Source organism: Gilliamella sp. wkB195 (genome assembly GCF_001690445.1).
Lineage (GTDB): Bacteria > Pseudomonadota > Gammaproteobacteria > Enterobacterales > Orbaceae > Gilliamella > Gilliamella apicola_E.
The window spans coordinates 11,692-33,044 of sequence record NZ_LZGP01000011.1; the positions used below are offsets into that span (position 1 = coordinate 11,692).

The following is a 21,353-nucleotide window of genomic DNA, read 5'->3' on the forward strand; positions in this document are numbered from 1 at the left end:
TTTTAACAATTATTCAGATGTGTTATTAAGCGTTTGCGCATCTGCTAATAGTGAATCTAAAATAAATTCAACACCCAATAATATATTTGCGATTTTTGGATCGTTATATTCTGCTGAGTTGAGTTTAAAATTTCTTTTACCCACGTAATTTTAGCCGATAGCATTTCCATTTTTTTGAATGGTGGCTTGTCGTATTTCGAGTGAAGGCGTTATCGTCTAATGATTAAAACAGTAATAATTAATTATTAAAACTTATAAAAACTTTAGATAAATAAAATCAATTTGTTAAAAACATAAATTAATTTAACAATTTGAAAATATAAGGAAAAGTAACATTACTCCGTGTTATTTATCACCTTCACCTATTGCTGTAATAAACATTTTTTTTACAAGAAAATAGTTGATAATGTTAGACTTATCATCTATAAATTGCGCTAATCATATTTTATTTAGCCAGAATAATAGGAAGGATACAAAATGAATACCAAACATGCCCGTTTATTAATTTTAGGGTCAGGCCCTGCTGGCTATACCGCAGCGGTTTATGCTGCGCGAGCAAATCTTTCTCCAGTATTAATAACTGGCACTCAGCAAGGTGGACAGCTAACCACCACGACCGAGATCGAAAACTGGCCAGCGGCAAATCCAGAATTAACGGGTCCTGAACTTATGGTGAAAATGCAACAACATGCCGAACGATTTGATACCGAAATTATTATCGACCATATCGATAGCGTTGATTTTAGCCAAAAGCCATTCAAACTATTTGGTAGCGATACGGAGTATAGTTGTGATGCGTTAATCATTGCAACTGGTGCCAGCGCACAATATCTTGGATTGCCTTCTGAAGAAGCCTTTAAAAGCAAAGGTGTGTCAGCCTGTGCTACATGTGACGGTTTCTTTTATCGTAATCAGAAAGTGGCGGTTGTCGGTGGCGGTAATACTGCTATTGAAGAGACCCTTTATTTGGCTAATATTGCCAGTGAAGTCCATTTAATCCACCGTCGCGATAGTTTTAGGGCTGAAAAAATCTTAATGAATCGTTTAGCTGAAAAAGTGCAAGAAGGTAAAGTCATTTTGCATACTCATCAAATCGTCGATGAAATTCTTGGCGATAATATGGGCGTAACGGGTGTAAGATTACGAAGTACTATCGATTCTGATCTAACCGAAGAGTTATCAGTAATGGGGGTATTTATTGCTATTGGTCATAAACCCAATACTGCAATTTTTGAAGGCCAACTTGAACTTGATAATGGTTATATCAAGGTGAAATCAGGTACTGAAGGTAATGCAACTCAAACTAGCGTAGAAGGAATTTTTGCTGCAGGCGATGTGATGGATCATATTTATCGACAAGCCATTACCTCGGCAGGAACAGGCTGTATGGCTGCGTTAGATGCTGAACATTATTTAGATAAATTAAAATGTCACTAGATAAAAAACGTCAAACATATTTACTTAGCTGGTTAAAACAGCACACAAAAATGCATAAGCCTGATTTGCGTGCTTCCGTTTTATTCGGTTTTTTGTTGAGTCTGTTAATGATCGGCCAAGCGGCTTTATTGGCGATTATTTTGCAGAAGTTGATCATCGATCAGACTCCTTTTTCCTCTGTTTTTCCCTATTTTTTATCTTTAATTGTCATCTTATTGGCACGTGGCTTGCTTATTTACTTTCGTGAAAAGATTAACTTTGCTTTAGGCCAAAAAATCCGACAACAAATTCGGCAAAAAATTATCGATCAGTTTGAATTGTTTGGTCCTGCATATTTAAGTCAAAGTACTACAGGAGCTTGGAGTACTTTAGTTATTGAGCAGGTCGATAATTTGCATGATTTTTTTGCTCGATATTTACCGCAAATGCGCCTGGCAAGTATGGTGCCGATATTAATTTGTATTGCTATTTTCCCTTTTAACTGGGCCGCAGCCGTGATTTTGCTTTGTACTGCTCCGCTAATCCCTATTTTTATGATTTTAGTAGGAATGGGAGCCGCGGATATTAATCGTCGTCATTTTAAAGCACTCTCTTATTTAAGTGGGCACTTTTTAGATCGCCTTAAAGGGCTGAGTACTATTCGCTTATTTAATCAAGGCAAACAGCAAACCGAGCAAATTGCCAAGGCGTCTGAAGATTTTCGAATTAAAACGATGCAAGTGTTAAAGATGGCGTTTTTGTCATCAGCGGTTTTGGAATTTTTTACGTCGATTTCGATTGCAATTGTGGCGGTCTATTTTGGTTTTTCGTATTTAGGGGAGTTTGATTTTGGTGCTTATAATGGCACAGTCACGTTATTTGCTGGTTTTTTTGCCTTAATTTTAGCACCTGAATATTTTCAACCACTACGTGATTTGGGGGTCTATTATCATGCCAAAGCCGAAGCCATTGCTGCAGCTGATAATATTGAAACTTTTTTAAATAAAAAATTGCCACTTGATAGCGTTGAGAAAAAAAACGAGTCTAATCAATCATCATCAACCATTCCTTCCGAAATAAAAGTTTTAAAAACAATTGAAGCGAAAGATCTTATCGTGTTATCTCACGAAGGTATGCCTATTGTTGGTCCGCTTAGCTTTTCATTGCAAGCACCATTTAAATTAGCGTTAATTGGTACTAGTGGTGAAGGTAAAAGTTCTATTATGCAAGTTTTGCTTGGCTTTTTACCTTATCAAGGTTCGCTAAAAATTAATGGTATTGAATTTAATCAGCTTGATTTAGTGAGTTGGCAACATCAAATCAGTTGGATTGGGCAAAATCCTTATTTGATTAATGGTTCGATTCGTGAAAATATTCTACTTGGTAAACCAATGGCTAGCGCCAATGAAATTGACGAAGTTATAGCAAAAGCGCAATTATCTGATGTTATCGCCCATTTACCAGAAGGCGTCGATACTCAAGTTGGTGAAGATGCGGTTAGATTATCAGTCGGACAAGCCCAGCGCGTCGCCCTTGCTAGAGCAATGCTGAAACCTTGCCAATTACTGATACTTGATGAACCGACCGCAAGTTTAGATAAGCAGACAGTTCAGCAGTTGGCACCCTATGATATTGCGACAAATAGTATCACTATCACCCATCAACATGATGATATGCATGAATTTGATCAAGTATGGAAATTGTCGAAAGGTCAACTTAACGCCATCAAGGAGAGCTTATGCTAGCGCTATTACGTCCCTATATTGCACTTTATAAGCACTACTTTTGGCAAATTGTTATTGGATTAGGTTTAGCTATTCTTACCTTATTTGCCAGTGTTTTTTTACTTTCTTTATCTGGATGGTTTTTAGCTTCAACCGCGGTAGTCGGTGTGGCGGGTTTATATACGTTTAATTATATGTTACCTGCTGCGGGCGTAAGGGCTGCTGCCATTATGCGAACGGCATCCCGTTATGCTGAGCGCTTGGTTGATCACAATACCACCTTTAAAATATTAGCGTATTTAAGAACATTAGCATTTAAAAAGATCCTTCCTTTAAGCGCTAACCAGTTATCCCAATATCAAAAAGCCGATCTGCTTAATCGTTTTATTGTGGATATTGATGCCCTTGATCATCTCTATCTAAAACTCTTTTCACCTATTGTAACGGCACTGGTAATTATTGTGCTCTTGTTTGTCGGATTAAGTTATATCAACTTTCCTATTGCATTAATTATCAGCATGGTACTAACTACTACTCTACTTGCTATACCGGTGATCTTTTATTATGCAGGTAAACAATTAGGCGAAATACTGGCTAAACAGCAAAGTGAGTATCGCGCATTGTTGGTTAATTATCTACAAGGCCAAGCTGAACTGACTTTATTTAATGCGCAAGATCGTTATCGTTCAAAACTCGACAAACTTGAATCAGACTGGCTTTATCATCAACAAAAGCAGTCTACCTTAATGGCTCTCTCGAGCGCGCTTGTGGTATTAATTGCTGGTTTTTTGACTTTGTTAGTGCTTTGGCTTATCACTCAATATACATTATCGCCTTTAGTTGCCTTATTTGTGTTTATCTGCCTTGCTAGTAGTGAAATTTTAGCACCAATCCCGACCGCATTTATTTTTTTAGGGCAAGTATTGGCGTCCGCAAAACGAACAACCGCTTTATTTGATCAAACACCAGATATCCAGTTTGTCGAGCAAGGCAGATCGATAGATTTGACTACCGCAAAACTGCGGTTTGAAGATGTTTGCTTTAGCTACCCAAATCAACCTTTTGCAGTTTTAAGTCATTTTTCATTAACAGTTGAAGCCGGTAAACATATTGGCTTAATTGGTAAAACCGGTTGTGGCAAATCCACATTACTTAATTTAGTCACGCGTGCGTGGGAACCCACTTCAGGTAATATCTTTATCAATGATATTCCGATTAATCAACTTGACGAGCCGACTTTACGTCAAGCGATTGCAGTGGTTCCTCAAGTGATTACGATTTTTAGTGACTCGCTTAGACAAAATTTGTTAATCGGTAATCCAAACGCTTCTGATCAACAGTTAATCGATATTTTACATCAAGTTGGGCTTTCCAAATTGCTCTCAACCGAGCAGGGATTAGATTTGCCATTAGGGCAAGGTGGCCGATCATTATCTGGTGGAGAAATTCGGCGAATCGGCATTGCTAGGGCTTTACTGCATAACTCACCATTAGTGTTAATGGATGAACCAACCGAAAGTCTTGATCATCAAACTGAACAGCAGATTATTCAACTGTTCAAAAACTACGATAAAACGTTATTGATGGTTACGCATAGATTAACGGATAGTCCCATGTTTGATCAGGTGGTTGAATTGTAAGATTTTGGGTGTCAAAAACCCCGCTCCTCAACTTTTTTTACTTAAAAAAGTGCGCTCCTCACATTTTTTGATATGCATTGATTGAGAGGTGCTAATTTCAAGGCGATTTTGAAAAAATATGCTATACTAGCGCTTTATGTATTTTAGTAGAGAGTATATTTTGCAACAATCACTACAAGACTTTATTATTGATAAAATTGATGATTTAAAAGGCAAGGATATTGTTACCCTTGATGTGCGTGGTAAGTCAAGTATAACTGACTATATGATTATTTGTACTGGAACTTCAAATCGTCATGTTTCGTCAATTGCTGGGCATCTGCTTGATGAAGCTAAAAAGCAAGGACATGTGGTATTAGGCAGTGAAGGCCAAAATGATGCGGATTGGGTCGTGGTTGATATGGATTCTGTGATTGTTCATATAATGCAAGAAGAGAGTCGACAATTATACGAACTCGAGAAACTTTGGAGTTAGTCACGTGAAAATACAGCTTATTGCTGTCGGCAACAAAATGCCAAATTGGGTGGCTACTGCTTTTGATGATTACCAATCTCGCTTCCCCAAAGATATGCCTTTAGAACTCATTGAAATCCCCGCAGGAAAACGGACTAAAAATGCCGATATTGCGCGTATTTTAGATAAAGAAGGTGAGCAGATGCTGGCCTCTTGTGGTAAAGGTAATCGCATTGTAACACTCGATATTCCTGGTAAGCCTTATACGACACATGATTTAGCTAAGCAGTTAGAACGTTGGAAGACTGATGGGCGTGATGTTAGTTTGTTAATTGGTGGACCTGAGGGGCTGTCTCCCGCTTGTAAGGCTGCTGCTGAGCAAAGTTGGTCGCTATCACCTTTAACGCTACCCCATCCACTAGTTAGAGTGATTGTGTCTGAAAGCCTTTACCGTGCTTGGAGTTTAACGGCTAATCATCCTTATCATCGTGAATAGGTTGGTATTTAAATGAATATTTTAGATTTGCAAATTGCCACCGAGCAGCAAGATAATCTGCCAAGTGAGCAACAAATTATGCAGTGGTTAGAGGTAATTTTACCGCAGTTTGTGGAGAATGCTGAAATCACTATTCGGATTGTCGATAAGGAAGAGAGTCAACACCTTAATCATACTTATCGCAATAAAGATAAGCCAACCAATGTTTTGTCGTTTCCGTTTGAATCGCCGGTTGAAATTGATGTGCCATTACTTGGCGATTTAGTGATTTGTAAGCAAGTGGTTGAAGCTGAAGCAATTGAGCAACATAAGTCGTTAACGTCACATTGGGCGCATATGATTGTGCATGGCTGTTTGCATTTATTAGGATATGATCATATTCTTGACGAAGAAGCCGAAGAAATGGAAAATATCGAAATCGATATAATGGCACAGTTAGGATTTGATAATCCTTATTTATTAATTGATTAGGTGACTAATTCTTAATAGTCTGTTTAATATAAAATTATAACTCAAAATACATTTGATATATGAAAGGAAGAGAGCAAATGAGTGATGATAATCACCGGAGACCCAAAAAAGGGTTTACATTATGGTTAAGTCAATTATTCAATTCAGAACCAAAAGATAAAGATGAACTGATTGAAGTGATTCGTGAAGCTGAAGAAAACGAACTTATTGATCCAGATACCCTTGATATGATCGAAGGTGTAATGGATATAGCTGATCAGCGCGTTCGCGATATCATGATCCCCCGCTCTCAAATTGTAACAATCAAAGATAATTTTTCCCTTGATGAATGTTTAGATATTATTTCTGAACACGGTCATTCACGCTACCCGGTTATTAGTGAAGATAGAGACCATATTGAGGGAGTACTTTTAGCTAAGGATTTACTTATTTATATTCGACAAGGTGTTAATGATTTTGACTTGAAGAAGATCCTTAGACCGACTGTTGTTGTTCCTGAAAGTAAACGCGTTGATCATATGTTAAAAGAGTTTCGTATGCAGCGCTATCATATGGCGATGGCCATTGATGAGTTTGGTGGCGTTTCAGGTTTAGTGACTATCGAGGATATTTTAGAACTTATTGTTGGCGATATTGAGGATGAATACGATGAGGTTGAAGATCGAGATATTCGTCGTTTATCACCAACTGTGTACTCCGTTCGTGCCCTTACGCCAGTCGAAGATTTTAATGAGATCTTTGGCACCTCATTTAGTGATGAGGAGATGGATACTATCGGCGGTTTGGTGATGCAACATTTTGGGCGTTTACCAATTCGTGGGGAGACGATTACTATTGATGGCTATCAATTTAAGGTAACCATTGTTGACCGTAGACGAATTATTCAATTGCATGTCACAATCCCTGAAGATGCAGTTGTTCCTAATTTAGAGCAAAATGCTTAAGCAAATTCTATTGAGCCTTTTTTTAGGCGCCATTGCCGTATTTAGTTACGCGCCCTTCCATTTTTGGCCAATTGCCTTTGTGTCTTTTGCTGGGCTTTTATGGTTAGTTGCTGATAAAACAAAAAAGCAAGCTATGCTAGTTGGCTTTAGTTGGGGTGTTGGCTACTTTTTAGCTGGTGTTCACTGGGTTTATATCAGTATTAAACAATATGGCGAAGTGCCAACGTCAGTTGCGATTATTATTTTGGGGCTGTTAGTTAGCTATTTAGCGCTCTATCCAATGCTATTTGCTTGGTTATTGAGAGCCTGTGACCGTTTTGCAACTAAGTGTTCAATGAAACAATTGGTTTTACTGGCACCAATTTTGTGGCAAGTTACCGAATTTTTGCGAGGCTATATTTTAACAGGATTCGCTTGGTTAGAATTAGGTTATAGTCAACTTGATAGCCCTTTACGAAATTATTTCCCGATCGTTGGAATTAATGGGGTAACGTTACTCTTTACTATATGCTGTGGATTGGGTGTTTATTATTTGTACCATTTCAAGCAATCAGCCTTTATAAAGCACACATTTGGTGCAATTGTCGCACTATTTGCGATCATTTTTGCACCAGTTTCACTCAATTCAATTAATTGGACAACCATTGATCATTCCCGGACAGCTAATTTCAGCTTAATTCAAGGAAATATTTTACAATCACTACGTTGGAGCAGAGAGCAGTTAGATAACACTTTACAAACCTACGCTTCATTAACCGAAAAGAATTTCGGTAAAGATAAAATTATTATTTGGTCAGAAGCCAGTGTTACTGATTACGAGATAAATCAGCAACCTTATTTACAGTTTTTAGATAATGAAGCCCGAGCAAATGGTAGTGAAATTGCAGTCGGTATTATTGATTATCGTATCGGAGATAATGATGCAAATCCAGATATTTACAATACGTTACTGGTTTTAGGCGAAAATACGCCATATCAATATCCTAATGCTAATCGATATCAAAAACATCATTTGGTGCCTTTTGGCGAATTTACCCCTTTTAGATTTTTATTAGATCCTATTGCCGATCTCCTTGATATTCCTATGTCGTCAATGCAAGAGGGAGCAGAAAAGCAACCTCAGCTTACAATGAAGGGATTTAAGTTTACTACTGCAATTTGTTATGAGGTGATTTTATCGAATTTGATGTGGAAGAATTTTGCACCTGATACAGATTTTTTATTGACCGTTTCAAATGATGCTTGGTTTGGTGATAGTATTGGGCCAAAACAACATTTGCAAATGGCGCAAGCTAGAGCGTTAGAGTTTGGTCGACCAATGATTCGTAGTACCAATACCGGCATTACAGCAATTATTGACCATCATGGTTATATTATTGAGCAGTTACCGCAATTTCAAACCAATGTTTTAAATTATACGTTATCTCCAACTGTTGGTTTGACTCCTTATGCTAGATTTGGCGATCTAGCTTATTATCTTATTCTTTCTTTGCTATTTATTTTGGTTTTTGTAAAAAAACGTCGATAATCAATTTTCTGGCATAAATATTGCTTGTATATTATTGAAATTCAAAAAATTGTCTGAGTTAAATTTTTGTGAAAATCTAGATAAACCTAGGTTGTAGCTTGTCCTTTTAATCGATAAATATACAGTAAAAAGTACTTTTATGATGAAAAATAAGTTATAATATACGCCCTTTGTAAAAATATTAAATTTATTTAATATGATACAAATTAAACAGTAGGAGATGAGTATGAACAAAAAGACAAAATTAACCAAATTAGTGTTATCATTAGCAATGCTTGGACTAATGAGTGGTGCCGCTGTTGCTGAAGAATTAAGTGGTACATTAGCCAAAATTAAAGATAGTGGTGTGATTGTTGTTGGTCATCGTGAATCTTCTATTCCATTTTCCTACTATGGTGAAAAACAAGAAGTTATTGGCTATTCACAAGATTATTCTAATTTAATTGTCGATGCAGTTAAAAAAGAGTTGAATATGCCGGATCTTAAAGTTAAATATTTACCGGTTACTTCTAAAACGCGTATTCAATTACTTAATAACTATACTTATGATTTTGAATGCGGTTCAACTACTAACAATCTTGAGCGCCAAAAGACAGTAAGCTTTTCTGATAGCATTTTTATTGTTGGTACTCGATTCTTAGTGAAAGCAGACAGCAATATTAATAGTATCGAAGATTTAAAAGGTAAAAATGTGGTAACTACTGCCGGTACTACCTCTGAAGTCCGATTAAATCAAATTAATAATAAAGATAATTTAGGTATTCGTATTATTACGCCTAAAGATCATGGTGATGCATTTAATGCCCTTGAAACAGGCCGTGCTGCTGCATTTTTAATGGATGATGCACTTTTAGCTGGTGAACGTTCACGCGCTATCAATCCAGCTGAATGGAAAATTGTTGGCGAGCCATTATCTTACGAATCCTATGGTTGTATGTTAAGAAAAGGCGATACCCAATTTAAACAATTGATGGATAAAGCTATTGCTGATGCACAAAAATCTGGTAAAGCATTAGAGTCTTATAACAAATGGTTTACTCAACCAGTTCCACCTAAAGGTGCGAATATGGCTCTTGAAATTTCACCTAAAATGGTTGAGCTTTTTGCAAATCCAAATGATAAAGCATTAGATTAATACTTTTCATATCTTTCTAATCCAATGTACTAAATGTTTTTGCATTTAGTACATAATCTAATTTAGTGAAATAAATATATTATGAGTTTCAATTGGACACTATTTTTTGAATCCACCCCTTATGGTGATGGAATTTACTTAAACTGGCTTTTTGACGGTATTATCGTTACCGTTTCATTAGCAGTAACAGCTTGGATTATTGCATTCATACTAGGATCACTAGTAGGGATTTGCAGAACGTTAGAAAATAAATTTCTAAATAGCTTTGCTGCCGGTTATATCCAGCTTTTCCGTAATATCCCATTACTTGTTCAGATGTTTTTATGGTATATGCTTTTTCCAGAAATTTTATCTGGTAGCTTAAAAACATGGTTTATTTCTGGCATTTCGCCTAATGTCAGCGCATTTATTACTGCGGCAATCGCTTTAGGCTTGTTTACTTCTGCTCGTATTGCGGAACAAGTTAGAACAGGTATTCAAACTTTACCTAAAGGTCAACGATATGCGGCAATTGCGCTTGGTTTAACCAATCGACAAGCTTATATGTATGTTTTATTACCTAATGCTTATCGTCGTATTATTCCACCATTAACATCTGAAATGACCAACATCATTAAAAACTCATCAGTGGCTTCGACCATTGGGCTTATTGATTTGATCGGTCAAATCGATCGTATTAATGATGCAACTAATAGTATTATTGAAATATTATGTGGCGTTACCATTGCGTTTATGTTGATAAACTATGCTGTGTTAACGATTATGCGTTTTGTTGAAAAACATACACGCTTACCTAATATGAATCATGGAGGTTAATATGCAAATTTTAAGTTGGATTGCAGATATACCTTCATTGGTTTTAAACAATTATCATTTATTGTTATCTGGATTATGGCTAACAACTAAGATCACCTTTACCGCTGTTGTATTCGGTATTATTTGGGGAACTGTGCTAGCTTTAATGCGTTTATCAAATAATAAAATTTTAAATATTTTTGCTAAATGTTATGTCAATTTATTCCGTTCCATTCCATTACTATTAGTGTTGTTATGGTTCTATTTAGCATTACCACAAGTTATTAAGCATGTATTTAATTTGCCACCATATGCTGATGTTAGGGTTGTTTCAGCAATGATTGCGTTTGCTTTATTTGAAGCAGCCTATTATTCAGAAATCATCCGAGCTGGTATTAATGCCGTTGCTAAAGGTCAGTATCATGCCGCTTATGCGTTAGGTATGACTAAAGGCCAGGCAATGCGTTTGATAATATTACCGCAAGCATTTAGATCAATGGTACCATTGTTATTAACTCAAGGTATTATCTTGTTCCAAGATACATCTTTAGTTTATGTGATGAGTTTAATTGATTTATTTGGTGCAAGTGTGACACAAATTGGTGTCGTTCAAGGTGGCACAGTTAAGTATTCAATGATTATTTTTGCAGCAATAAGTTACTTTATAATTTGTTATACTGCTTCTCGTTTAGTTAATTATTTCAAGAAAGGGATAAGTAGATGATCTCCTTAGAAAATGTATCAAAATGGTACGGAAAATTTCAAGTATTAAAAAACTGTACTACTAAAGTAGGTAAAGGCGAAGTTGTTGTTGTCTGTGGACCATCAGGTTCTGGTAAATCAACATTAATTAAAACCGTTAATGGCTTAGAGCCTATTCAGAAAGGTAAAATTACGATTGATGGTACTGAGATTACTGATCCATCGACTAATTTAGCAAAACTACGTTCTAAAGTGGGTATGGTGTTTCAGCATTTTGAGCTTTTCCCACATCTGACAATTTTGAAGAATCTGACACTAGCTCAAGTTAAAGTGCTTGGCCGATCAAATGAAGAAGCACGTGAAAAAGCCCTTTCTCTTTTAGATCGTGTGGGTTTGTTAGCACATGCCGATAAATTCCCTGCTCAACTTTCTGGTGGGCAACAACAACGTGTTGCGATTGCTCGTGCACTTTGTATGGATCCAATTGTTATGTTATTTGATGAACCAACTTCCGCACTTGATCCAGAAATGGTTAACGAAGTGTTAGACGTTATGGTTGAATTAGCCTATGAAGGGATGACAATGATGGTTGTGACCCATGAAATGGGCTTTGCTCGCAAAGTTGCGCATCGCGTTATTTTTATGGATGCCGGTGAGATCATTGAAGATACTTCTAAAGAACAGTTCTTTACTAATCCACAATCTGATCGTGCTAAAGACTTTTTAGCGAAGATCATCCATTAATATATAAAAAGCACCAGCTATTATTAGTTGGTGCTTGCTTAATCTTTTCTTTAATTCTTTTGCGAATAATTTGCTATTTGCTCAACTAATCCACTTTCCCGATGTATTTGACTTTTAACCACGCGCTCTAATATTTTGGCATCAGCGTAAATGGATACGGACTTTTTCGCCCTAGTGATTGCCGTATAGAGTAGAGAGCGATTAAGTAACGGTGAGAATTCAGTGGGTAGTATTATATTTACATGATCAAATTCAGAACCTTGTGATTTGTGTATTGTCATTGCATAGGCTGTTTCATGTTCAGGTAGTCGATAAGGTGAAAAACCTTTAATGACTCCATCCGAAAATGGAAAATAGACTCGCAATTTTGAAGTATCATGTTCAGCTGTTAGTGTAATTCCTATATCACCGTTGTATAAACCTAACGATGTGCTGTTACGTAAAATCATAACTGGTCGACCGATATACCATTGTTCACGTTGATTTAATTTAATCAATTTATGTTTGGCTAGTAGTAGTTCAATTTGTTTATTTAATCCTTCTACGCCAAATTTTCCTTCACGCACAGCACATAATAAACGGCATTGAGCGAATTTAGCTAAAACTGTAGCGATATCATTATTGGCGTGATGTCTAATGGCATTCAAGTAATCTTTATAGTGTTCAACACAGTCTTCCAATAGAACTTGGTAGATTTGATTTGATGAAAGTTCATAATAACTAACATCTTGTAATGTATTATCAGCAAGTAGCTTTTTAACATTATGATACTGCCCTTCTTTTACTGCATTTGCTAACAATCCAATACCGGACGATTCGTTAAATCGATAACTTTTTTTCAGTAAACAGATGCTATCAGCGATTGTTGTTACAGGTTGATCCGTGATTGGGATGGTATAGCCAGTTAACTTACTTAGCTCATCGGCTCTTGATTGGCTATACCCATTTGAAATAAAGTGACATAAGTCTCCAAAGACCGCTCCAGCCTCAACCGATGAAAGTTGGTCTTTGTCACCTAATAAAATTAATCGGGCAGAAGTTGGTAAGGCTTCAATAATTCTTGCCATCATGTTGAGATCAACCATTGAAGCTTCATCAATTACAAGAACATCGATATGTAATTGGTTGTTCTTATTATAACTAAACGAGCGATTATCAGTTTTTGCCCCCAATAGTCGATGAAGTGTTACCGCTTCGGTTTTAATATTTAATGATTCAAAAGATAGCTGTTCAATTGCTCGCCCTAATGATTCAGTTAATCGTGATGCAGCTTTGCCGGTTGGTGCAGCGGCTACGATTCGTGTTGCTGGGTTGTTTAATACGATTCCAGCTAGAATTTTAGCTACAGTAGTTGTTTTACCTGTTCCCGGCCCACCAGAGATGATGGCAACTTTTCGTGTTAATGCAACAGCAACAGCAATTTTTTGCCAGTCAATACTTGCGCTGTTGTGAGTAAAGAGTTGGTCGAGTATTTTTTTTAAGTCGATGCTCGACGTAATATCCAATTGAGTTTGATTGAAATATTGCGCAACAAAACGTTCATCTAACCACATGCGTTGAAAATAGAGTTTGTTTTCAATAAAAACTAAAGGTGCGAGTTGTTCACCAAAACTGACAACATGTTTATTAGACGCTAACTTAAGTACATTAACCCAATCGTTATTCGTCGGTGAATTAAGTTCTGACCAGATTTGTGGCTCAATATTTTCTAATCGAGTAAGATCAAGGCACACGTGCCCTGCTCTTACTTCCATACTTAAGGATAAAACTAAAAAAGCAAAACGTTTAGCAATGACTTCATCTTCACAATCAATTTTATTAACCAAAAATTGAGCCAAATGAAGATCTAATAAACTGATCTGACTATTTTGCTTAAATTGTTCTAACCACGTAATTAACATACTTTATTCTTTGTTTTATTCGGTTTATAAACCATATATATCTCGTTCTTTACCATCTGGATAAGTGATTTTAAAACTTAGATTAAGGTTTTTACTTTCACTTGGGTTTAAGGTGAATTGCCACGTTAATAATCCGGTTTGTTTGTCATATTTTGCGCCGTCATATTTGGCATCATTAAGTGTTACCGTTTTATTTAAGATAACAGGTAGTTGATCCTTCACCATAATATTTATTGGCAACGCTTTGGTATTTTTGACCTCAATAGTATAAGCATATTTTTCTGAAACATCATTACCAAATAGTGTAGGCGTCGAGGTCTCTTTTATATTACGATTTCGAGAAACTAAGATATTTTTATCACGCCCTAATGAAAAATCCAATGAGCCTTTGGTATTTTTGGTTGAAATGATAGTTTCCCCCATAAAATCACCACTGAAAAAGATATTGGCTTTTCCTGATAATAAATTCAGCTTATCCCAATCATTTATTTGCGCTAGTAAGTATACGCTACTATCAAATTTAGGCATTGAAACATATTGGTAATTTGCTTTAACATCTTTAGTTTGTAATGTGATTATGTTACTTTTACTATCGTTTTTGATTGTATAAGGTAATTTGATATCAAAATGGGTATTGATACCTAATGTATTAACATTGCCAATTTGACTAGGATTAACAAATTGCGATTTGACGTCACGTTCATAGTACTCTTGTTTTTCAGAGCTGGAAAAAAATAAACCGCTTTTTTCATAAACGTCAATGTACCATGGATTAAAATCTGGTGGAGTAATATCTTTGCTCGGATTAGATGTTGATAAACTAAAATCAACATCTTGCCAATCTAAACCCGTGTTTTGGTGGATTTCTGCTTTATATGTTAATTGGAGTGGCGAATTGATATCCGCTACTCGCACATCATAAGCTGGTTCCCAACCTGCTTTAGTTGTGATATATGAAAGCGTGATAGGTAGCGTTATATCTTTGTCAGAAGCAACTTTGACTATAACGGCATTGTGTAATTTTCCATTGCTAGTCTGATTTTCATCTAGTTGTTTTTCATATTCGCTTATCTGCCTGTCTAACTCATCAACTTCTTTTTGTAATCGATTTTGTTCATTTAACGCAGTGGTCAAATTGGTTTTCACAAAATCTAATACATTTTTCATTGCTGTTAAGTCATCAGGTCCCTTTTTAGCTAAAGTATCTAAACGGTTACCTTGTAAAAGCATAATTTGTTCATTAACAGCTTTGAGTTCGATTTCTAATGTATCGCGATCTTCATGTAACTTATTCATTTTTTTAACAGTTAATAGAGTATCTTCGCCGTTACGAATATTAGCCAGATAGTTATCACTAAATGATGTAGATAATACTCGGACGTCACTATTATTACCAAAACCTACATTGATTGTATTTGGTTTAACATCATTAGCAATACCTGTTAATACTATTTCACTTTCACCTTTAGTTAATGAAACAGTTGACTGACCTTGTAATTCTGCTCCCTGAATAAATAATGTCACTTTATTTAATTTAACGTTATTATCTGCCAAAGCACTACCTGAAATTAATGCAATTGCTAATGCAATTTTTTTCATTGAATTATTTCCTTATATCAATCTGATTTTATTTATTAAATTATAGATTTTACTTAAAATGAAGATTGCCCATTTTTTAAGATTATAAAAGTATCCCCTATTTTATATTTAATTACTATTAGATTTAAATTAATTAGATAAAATTATTTTATTCGTTTAATATATTGAACATTTATTAAAAATGATGTAAATTTGGTTCCAGATAAAAAACAAAAGGTAAGGAGGCGATATGAATGGTTTTAGTTATTTGAAAACTGCCATAAAACGCAAAAATTTATCGTTACAGACAGTTGCTGATGCCTGCCAAATGACCAAAGGTTATTTGAGCCAATTAATTAATGATAAAATCAAAAATCCTAGTGCTCAAAAATTACAATCACTACACCGTTATTTGCAAATTGATCCCAACAGTAAACATAAAAAGGTAGGTGTCATTTTTGGTAAGTTTTATCCATTACATACCGGACATATTTATCTTATTCAAAGAGCGATTAGCCAAGTTGACGAACTTTATGTGATTCTTTGTTCCGATACGATGCGAGATATGGCACTATTTAAAGAAAGCGCAATGTCACGCCAACCAACAATTAACGATAGGATTCGTTGGTTATTACAAACGTTTAAATATCAAAAAAATATCCATATTGAACTGTTAGAAGAAGACGGTATTCCTTCATATCCAAATGGTTGGAATGAGTGGAGCGATCGCGTTAAAAAGTTATTCAAGGAAAAAGGCATCAATCCTAGTTGCGTTTATTCGAGTGAACCACAAGATGTAGCGATGTATAAAGATTTATTCGATTTAGATACTGTGCTTATTGATCCTACCCGCCGATTTATGCAAGTTAGTGGTACACAAATTCGTCAAGCGCCTTTAAAAAATTGGCAATATATTCCAACTGAAGTTAGACCGTTTTTTGTACGAACTGTTGCTATTCTTGGTGGTGAATCGAGTGGTAAATCAACATTAGTTAATAAGTTAGCCAATATGTTTAATACCACTAGCGCTTGGGAATATGGTCGTGATTATGTGTTTTCTCAACTTGGTGGCGATGAACGAGCATTGCAATATGCTGATTACGATAAAATTGCATTAGGACATGCACAATATATCGATTTTGCTATCAAACATGCGAATAAAGTGTCGTTCATTGATACTGATTTTATTACCACGCAAGCATTTTGCAAAAAGTATGAAGGTAAAGAGCATCCATTTTTACAAGCCATGATCAACAACTATCGCTTTGATTTGGTTATTTTATTAGGTAATAACACACCTTGGGTTGCTGATGGCTTACGTAGTTTAGGAAGTCCAAAACAACGGAAAGATTTTCAGCAACTACTAATCTCATTATTGAAAAAGAACCATATCAGCTATGTTCAAATCGACTCATCTGACTATGATGAACGTTATTTACGCTGTATTGAATTAGTCAATCAACTTATTAATGATAAGAGTATTAATTATGAATAATTTAAGAGATGTTATCATCGCTATTGGACGAAACAAGTTTTATCCACTATTTTGTATTATCTGCGTCACCCTTGCATTTTTGTATACTGATCCATTTAATAATTTCAATTTACGCTATGCCGTATCGTATGCTGGTGCATTTTTGGGATTATTGTGTGTCATTTTATTAGCTAAACGAAAAAACTTAGGAAATGTGCTGGGAATGCTTGCTGTAGTAGCTGAGTGTTGTGCCAATTTTCTTGGTGGCAATATTGGGGCAGGCTTACCTACTTTTTACTATTTTGGTTCACATATTTATGGATTATTTACTTGGCAAAAAAATCTCGATCAGAATAAAAATGTTAAAGTTCGTTCCTTAAATGAAAGTGCATTTTTATATGCGTTGATATTTTTAATTGTTGCAGCATTTTTTAATATCTATTTAACTAACGAAATCGGTGCGAGCAATACTTCATATCAACTCATTACAAATTGCTTTATATTTGGCTTAGGTGTAGTTGCGCAACTATTATTAATGATGAGGTACGCCTTCAATTGGTATTTGTGGGTATTGTTAAATGTATTAGTGATCGGTTTGAATATTTATACTGACAATATTGTTATTGCAACTCAATATTTAATTTACCTATTTAATGCATTATACGGTATTAGTGAATGGAAGCTTTCAGAAGAAAAAGCAAAAGAAAATAAATTATAGAGAACATTCAATCAAAAAATAGAAAATAATTGATTATTTTCTATTTTTTGCGATTTATTCAACATCCCCATCAACAAGCGGTACAAATTTTACTTCCCCAATATTTGTAGTTATAAAATTGTCTCCATCACGCTCAATTAATTGTAACGTTTGTTTGTTTTTACCAACAGGTAAAACTAAGCGCCCTTTGTCAGCAAGCTGTTCTAGAAGGCTTTGAGGAACTTCTGATGCTGCGGCAGTAACGATTATGCCGTCAAATGGACCTCGTTCAGGCCAACCTTGCCAACCATTACCATGACGAGTTGAGATGTTATGAATATCAAGTTGCTTTAATCGCCGTTTTGTATTCCATTGTAAACTTTTTATTCTTTCTACTGAGCAGACATGATCAACCAGCTTGGCTAGTACTGCGGTTTGATATCCTGAACCTGTACCAATTTCAAGCACTTTGGCTGTCGGAGTTAACCTTAGTAATTCAGTCATTTTGGCAACGATATATGGCTGAGAAATGGTTTGACCGCTACCTATTGGTAATGATCGGTCATCATAAGCTTGATGAGAAAGCGCTTCATCAACAAAATTTTCACGCGGTATTGAAGCTATAGCATCTAAAACACGATCATCTTTTATTCCCTGCTGGCGCAATAAATTAATCATAGCCTGCATTTTTGAATTTTGCATTACTCATTTCCAATTATCAATTCGCGTAAAACACTTGTAGCATAGCAACCAGAAGGTAAGTAGAAATTGATTTCAATATCATTTTCGCCTATCCATTGCCATTCAAGTTGCTCGGGGCGCAATAATATTGAGCGCCTGATTGTTTCCATTCGTTCTTTCTTGAATAATTCCTCAAAGCAAGACCAATGTTTTAAACAATTTGTTTCAAATTCTAATGCAACTGATGTTGTGCCCAGTGGCGAATCACCAACCATTGGTGCAGTAATATTAATTTCGCCATTTTGCAAACGTTGTTGTAAAAGTGATAATTCATCAGTTTTAGACAAAAACCAACTATTACTTTTAGATAGTTGTAATATATCACCATCGAGCACCGTTTGCTGAATATTTTGTTTAATTCTTTGACTGACAATATCATTGAAAATAGCACTACGAGCAGCAGAAAGATAAAAACCTCTTTTTTTACGATCTTTAACTGAAATTTCGCCAGTTGCCCATTTTATTGCTTGGGTTATGTTATTTTGATCTCGTCCAAATCTTTGCTCACCAAAATAATTAGGGACACCATATTGTTTAATTGTGTTTAATTTAGGCTCAATATTATCGGTTAAGTTTCTTAAAATAATTTTAAAGCGATTACCTTTTAAAGCCCCTATTTTTAATTTTTTATTATGACGAGTAATCTGCAATATTCGACAGCCCGTTAAATCAAATTTTGAAAAATCAGGTGTTTCTTTACCTGGCATATGTAAGCTAAACCATTGCTGGGTAACTGCTTGACGGTCTTTAAGGCCAGCATAACTGACATTTCTAGCTGAAATACCGACATATTTAGCTAATTGTTCGGCGACAAAGACCGTATTGCAATCTTTCTTTTCAAGATAAACTAAAACATGTTCACCTTCACCAGTAAGCTCAAAACCAAGCTCTTCAATAACAATGAAATCTTCAAATTGCTGTTTATATAAACCATGAGTTGTCGGTTTACCATAAAAATAATTAAGTTCTGCTAACACTTATTTTGCCTATCGTTTATTTTGTATTTGTTTTTTTTGCTAATAGTACTACTGCCTCACAAGCTATCCCTTCTTTACGGCCTGTAAAACCTAGTTGCTCGGTGGTGGTTGCTTTAACACTAATTTGGTCAAAATGTACATTCAAATCTTCAGCAATATTAACGCGCATTTGATCTACATGAGGTCTCATTTTAGGTTCTTGGGCAATAATAGTTGTATCTAAATTAACTAATTCATAACCTTTAGATTGAACAATTTGGTAAACTTCTTGTAATAACAATCGGCTGTTTATATTTTTGTATTTGGGATCATTATCAGGAAATAGTTTACCAATATCGCCCAAAGCTAATGCGCCAATTAAAGCGTCAGTGATAGCATGTAAAACGACATCACCATCAGAATGAGCAATAAGTCCATATTGATAAGGAATGGAAACTCCACCTAGGATAATTGGTCCTTCCCCACCAAATTTGTGTACATCAAATCCATGACCTATTCGCATAATCTACCTATATTAAATTTGATTAGTTAAATAAAACGTAGCCAAGCTTAAATCTTCTGGGCGAGTAATTTTTATATTATCTCGACGACACTCAATTAATAATGGATGACCACCACAATACTCTATCGCTGATGCTTCATCAGTGATGGCGACATGATTATTTAAAGCCTTACTCAAACATGCTTTAAGTTCAGCTGCATTGAACAACTGAGGTGTAGCAGCTCCCCATAAATATGTACGATCCACAGAGTGGTTAATGATATTTGGATCATCTGTATAAGCTTGCTTGATCGTATCACTGAGTGGGGTTGCTAATATTCCGCCTTTGTTTTCATGTAAGACTCGATTTATTAATTTAGTGATATCTTCATGAGTAACACAAGGCCTTGCGGCATCATGGACTAATGCCCATTGATTTTCAGCAACTAAGTTTAAGCCAGCTAAAACAGAGTCAGCACGAGTTTCACCACCATAAGTCACTTTAACTTTTGATGCGACATCAAGTGTTTTAAAAAGCTTATCTTCTTGGTTTATCACCACTACTACTTGACTGATTTTAGGGTGGGTTAATAATTTTTGTAGGGTGTGTTCTAAAATGGTCATTGGACCAATTTTTAAATATTGTTTAGGTAATTGACTATCCATGCGACAACCAATTCCTGCGGCAGGAACGATTGCGATAATATCACTATTATTTGCCACGTAATACCTTATTGTTGTGAGTTGGAATCAATAATTATTCGATAAAAATACTCATTAGGTTTAACCATACCCAAATGACTTCGAGCTCGTTCTTCAATTGCTTCATAACCTTTTTGTAAATCTTCAACTTCAGCAAACATCTGTTCGTTGCGAGCTTTTAACTTATCATTCTCTTGATGTAGGTTTTCAAGCATTTGCACATTTTCTTGGTAATCATAAAAATTATTTTTACCATACCATAATGAGTACTGCAAATACCCTAATACAAGAAGTAATATAAATGGGAGTTTCCATCTAATCATGAGTATAATTGTTCTCTTAACTTAAATACATTTCACAGGTTTAGGTAAGCCTGCAAGTTTAGTTGCTTGTTTAGCTGGTCCGTCAGGAAATAATTTATATAAATAGCGACTATTACCTTTTTCTGGACCAAATTTTTTCTCCATTGCTTTAACTAACGCACGGATTGCTGGTGATGTTTTATATTCTAAATAAAAATCACGAACGAATAAAATGACTTCCCAGTGAGCATCAGTTAATTCAATAGACTCTTTAATAGCTAATTCAGGCACCAAATCAACAGACCAATCCTGCCAATTCTTTAAATAGCCTTTTTCATCGGTTTCTATTTGATTTAACATTTTTCAAAACATGGTTTGATATTTGCGGTGTATTATACTCAAATAATAAGATTCCAACACTAATTTTGGTAAGTAAACCATATCAATTTAC

22 protein-coding genes are annotated in these 21,353 nt (G+C 35.4%); 14 read left to right on the forward strand and 8 right to left on the reverse strand.

What is annotated here, in order from left to right; all coding sequences use genetic code 11:
- The first annotated feature begins 477 nt into the window (after positions 1-477).
- The 12 genes from trxB (at position 478) to A9G08_RS02295 (ending at position 12,049) form a co-directional block, all read left to right on the forward strand.
- Positions 478-1,437, forward strand: a complete 960-nt coding sequence (gene trxB, locus A9G08_RS02240; RefSeq protein ID WP_065562126.1) for a thioredoxin-disulfide reductase — start codon at positions 478-480, stop codon at positions 1,435-1,437.
- Complete coding sequence (gene cydD, locus A9G08_RS02245) at positions 1,428-3,161, forward strand: heme ABC transporter permease/ATP-binding protein CydD (protein ID WP_065562127.1); 1,734 nt, start codon at positions 1,428-1,430, stop codon at positions 3,159-3,161. The genes trxB and cydD overlap by 10 nt, the downstream gene beginning before the upstream one ends.
- Positions 3,155-4,780, forward strand: coding sequence for a heme ABC transporter ATP-binding protein/permease CydC (cydC, locus tag A9G08_RS02250; protein WP_065562128.1), 1,626 nt, complete (start codon positions 3,155-3,157; stop codon positions 4,778-4,780). Before cydD ends, cydC begins: the two co-directional genes overlap by 7 nt.
- Positions 4,781-4,937: 157 nt before the next feature.
- Positions 4,938-5,255 (forward strand): ribosome silencing factor, encoded by a 318-nt coding sequence (gene rsfS, locus A9G08_RS02255; RefSeq protein ID WP_065734345.1) that lies wholly within the window; start codon positions 4,938-4,940, stop codon positions 5,253-5,255.
- Positions 5,256-5,259: 4 nt separating this feature from the next.
- Positions 5,260-5,730: a 23S rRNA (pseudouridine(1915)-N(3))-methyltransferase RlmH gene (gene rlmH, locus A9G08_RS02260; RefSeq protein WP_065562130.1), complete on the forward strand. Its 471-nt coding sequence runs from the start codon at positions 5,260-5,262 to the stop codon at positions 5,728-5,730.
- Between the two features lie 12 nt (positions 5,731-5,742).
- Entirely contained in the window at positions 5,743-6,201 is a 459-nt protein-coding gene (ybeY, locus tag A9G08_RS02265; protein WP_065562131.1) for an rRNA maturation RNase YbeY, read from the forward strand.
- 77 nt (positions 6,202-6,278) lie between these two features.
- Entirely contained in the window at positions 6,279-7,145 is an 867-nt protein-coding gene (gene corC / locus A9G08_RS02270; protein WP_065562132.1) for a CNNM family magnesium/cobalt transport protein CorC, read from the forward strand.
- 10 nt (positions 7,146-7,155) lie between these two features.
- Complete coding sequence (gene lnt / locus A9G08_RS02275; protein WP_176701507.1) at positions 7,156-8,673, forward strand: apolipoprotein N-acyltransferase; 1,518 nt, start codon at positions 7,156-7,158, stop codon at positions 8,671-8,673.
- 226 nt (positions 8,674-8,899) lie between these two features.
- Positions 8,900-9,808 (forward strand): glutamate/aspartate ABC transporter substrate-binding protein, encoded by a 909-nt coding sequence (locus tag A9G08_RS02280; protein ID WP_065562134.1) that lies wholly within the window; start codon positions 8,900-8,902, stop codon positions 9,806-9,808.
- Between the two features lie 81 nt (positions 9,809-9,889).
- Positions 9,890-10,624: an amino acid ABC transporter permease gene (locus A9G08_RS02285; RefSeq protein ID WP_065562135.1), complete on the forward strand. Its 735-nt coding sequence runs from the start codon at positions 9,890-9,892 to the stop codon at positions 10,622-10,624.
- A 1-nt stretch (position 10,625) separates the two neighbouring features.
- Positions 10,626-11,327 (forward strand): ABC transporter permease subunit, encoded by a 702-nt coding sequence (locus A9G08_RS02290; RefSeq protein WP_065562136.1) that lies wholly within the window; start codon positions 10,626-10,628, stop codon positions 11,325-11,327.
- Positions 11,324-12,049, forward strand: a complete 726-nt coding sequence (locus A9G08_RS02295; RefSeq protein WP_065562137.1) for an amino acid ABC transporter ATP-binding protein — start codon at positions 11,324-11,326, stop codon at positions 12,047-12,049. Before A9G08_RS02290 ends, A9G08_RS02295 begins: the two co-directional genes overlap by 4 nt.
- A gap of 50 nt (positions 12,050-12,099) precedes the next feature.
- Here A9G08_RS02295 and recD read toward each other — a convergent pair whose 3' ends face one another.
- A complete protein-coding gene (gene recD, locus A9G08_RS02300; protein WP_065562138.1) occupies positions 12,100-13,950 on the reverse strand; it encodes an exodeoxyribonuclease V subunit alpha in 1,851 nt (616 codons plus the stop codon).
- A 24-nt stretch (positions 13,951-13,974) separates the two neighbouring features.
- Positions 13,975-15,549, reverse strand: coding sequence for a mucoidy inhibitor MuiA family protein (locus tag A9G08_RS02305; protein ID WP_065562139.1), 1,575 nt, complete (start codon positions 15,547-15,549; stop codon positions 13,975-13,977).
- A gap of 229 nt (positions 15,550-15,778) precedes the next feature.
- Here A9G08_RS02305 and nadR point away from each other — a divergent pair, with 229 nt between their 5' ends.
- Entirely contained in the window at positions 15,779-17,023 is a 1,245-nt protein-coding gene (gene nadR, locus A9G08_RS02310) for a multifunctional transcriptional regulator/nicotinamide-nucleotide adenylyltransferase/ribosylnicotinamide kinase NadR (RefSeq protein WP_065562140.1), read from the forward strand.
- Complete coding sequence (gene pnuC, locus A9G08_RS02315) at positions 17,016-17,720, forward strand: nicotinamide riboside transporter PnuC (RefSeq protein WP_065562141.1); 705 nt, start codon at positions 17,016-17,018, stop codon at positions 17,718-17,720. The genes nadR and pnuC overlap by 8 nt, the downstream gene beginning before the upstream one ends.
- A gap of 54 nt (positions 17,721-17,774) precedes the next feature.
- On the opposite strand, the gene A9G08_RS02320 is transcribed toward pnuC, so the two are convergent.
- From A9G08_RS02320 to A9G08_RS02345, 6 genes are read right to left on the reverse strand one after another with little or no spacing between them, the layout of a single operon-like run.
- Positions 17,775-18,401: a protein-L-isoaspartate(D-aspartate) O-methyltransferase gene (locus A9G08_RS02320; protein ID WP_065562142.1), complete on the reverse strand. Its 627-nt coding sequence runs from the start codon at positions 18,399-18,401 to the stop codon at positions 17,775-17,777.
- The gene (gene truD / locus A9G08_RS02325; RefSeq protein WP_065562143.1) at positions 18,401-19,417 is read right to left on the reverse strand and encodes a tRNA pseudouridine(13) synthase TruD; all 1,017 of its coding nucleotides are present in this window, start codon (positions 19,415-19,417) and stop codon (positions 18,401-18,403) included. The genes A9G08_RS02320 and truD overlap by 1 nt, the downstream gene beginning before the upstream one ends.
- A 16-nt stretch (positions 19,418-19,433) precedes the next feature.
- Positions 19,434-19,919 carry a 2-C-methyl-D-erythritol 2,4-cyclodiphosphate synthase gene (ispF, locus tag A9G08_RS02330; RefSeq protein ID WP_065562144.1) on the reverse strand — a complete coding sequence of 162 codons (486 nt, stop codon included), beginning with the start codon at positions 19,917-19,919 and terminating at the stop codon, positions 19,434-19,436.
- A 12-nt stretch (positions 19,920-19,931) separates the two neighbouring features.
- On the reverse strand, positions 19,932-20,633 hold the full coding sequence (gene ispD / locus A9G08_RS02335; protein ID WP_442902901.1) for a 2-C-methyl-D-erythritol 4-phosphate cytidylyltransferase: 702 nt from the start codon (positions 20,631-20,633) through the stop codon (positions 19,932-19,934).
- The gene (gene ftsB, locus A9G08_RS02340; RefSeq protein WP_065562145.1) at positions 20,630-20,923 is read right to left on the reverse strand and encodes a cell division protein FtsB; all 294 of its coding nucleotides are present in this window, start codon (positions 20,921-20,923) and stop codon (positions 20,630-20,632) included. The genes ispD and ftsB overlap by 4 nt, the downstream gene beginning before the upstream one ends.
- 21 nt (positions 20,924-20,944) lie before the next feature.
- Positions 20,945-21,262 (reverse strand): TusE/DsrC/DsvC family sulfur relay protein, encoded by a 318-nt coding sequence (locus A9G08_RS02345; RefSeq protein WP_065562146.1) that lies wholly within the window; start codon positions 21,260-21,262, stop codon positions 20,945-20,947.
- Positions 21,263-21,353 lie beyond the last annotated feature (91 nt).

Coding starts and splice junctions, on each gene's coding strand:
- A9G08_RS02295 (WP_065562137.1), top strand. CDS start 11,324: ATGATCTCCTTAGAAAATGTATCAAAATGGTACGGAAAATTTCAAGTA.
- A9G08_RS02290 (WP_065562136.1), top strand. CDS start 10,626: ATGCAAATTTTAAGTTGGATTGCAGATATACCTTCATTGGTTTTAAAC.
- ybeY (WP_065562131.1), top strand. CDS start 5,743: ATGAATATTTTAGATTTGCAAATTGCCACCGAGCAGCAAGATAATCTG.
- nadR (WP_065562140.1), top strand. CDS start 15,779: ATGAATGGTTTTAGTTATTTGAAAACTGCCATAAAACGCAAAAATTTA.
- A9G08_RS02280 (WP_065562134.1), top strand. CDS start 8,900: ATGAACAAAAAGACAAAATTAACCAAATTAGTGTTATCATTAGCAATG.
- ispF (WP_065562144.1), bottom strand. CDS start 19,919: ATGCGAATAGGTCATGGATTTGATGTACACAAATTTGGTGGGGAAGGA.
- ftsB (WP_065562145.1), bottom strand. CDS start 20,923: ATGATTAGATGGAAACTCCCATTTATATTACTTCTTGTATTAGGGTAT.
- trxB (WP_065562126.1), top strand. CDS start 478: ATGAATACCAAACATGCCCGTTTATTAATTTTAGGGTCAGGCCCTGCT.
- A9G08_RS02305 (WP_065562139.1), bottom strand. CDS start 15,549: ATGAAAAAAATTGCATTAGCAATTGCATTAATTTCAGGTAGTGCTTTG.
- A9G08_RS02345 (WP_065562146.1), bottom strand. CDS start 21,262: ATGTTAAATCAAATAGAAACCGATGAAAAAGGCTATTTAAAGAATTGG.
- A9G08_RS02285 (WP_065562135.1), top strand. CDS start 9,890: ATGAGTTTCAATTGGACACTATTTTTTGAATCCACCCCTTATGGTGAT.
- cydD (WP_065562127.1), top strand. CDS start 1,428: ATGTCACTAGATAAAAAACGTCAAACATATTTACTTAGCTGGTTAAAA.
- cydC (WP_065562128.1), top strand. CDS start 3,155: ATGCTAGCGCTATTACGTCCCTATATTGCACTTTATAAGCACTACTTT.
- A9G08_RS02320 (WP_065562142.1), bottom strand. CDS start 18,401: ATGCAAAATTCAAAAATGCAGGCTATGATTAATTTATTGCGCCAGCAG.
- pnuC (WP_065562141.1), top strand. CDS start 17,016: ATGAATAATTTAAGAGATGTTATCATCGCTATTGGACGAAACAAGTTT.
- recD (WP_065562138.1), bottom strand. CDS start 13,950: ATGTTAATTACGTGGTTAGAACAATTTAAGCAAAATAGTCAGATCAGT.
- corC (WP_065562132.1), top strand. CDS start 6,279: ATGAGTGATGATAATCACCGGAGACCCAAAAAAGGGTTTACATTATGG.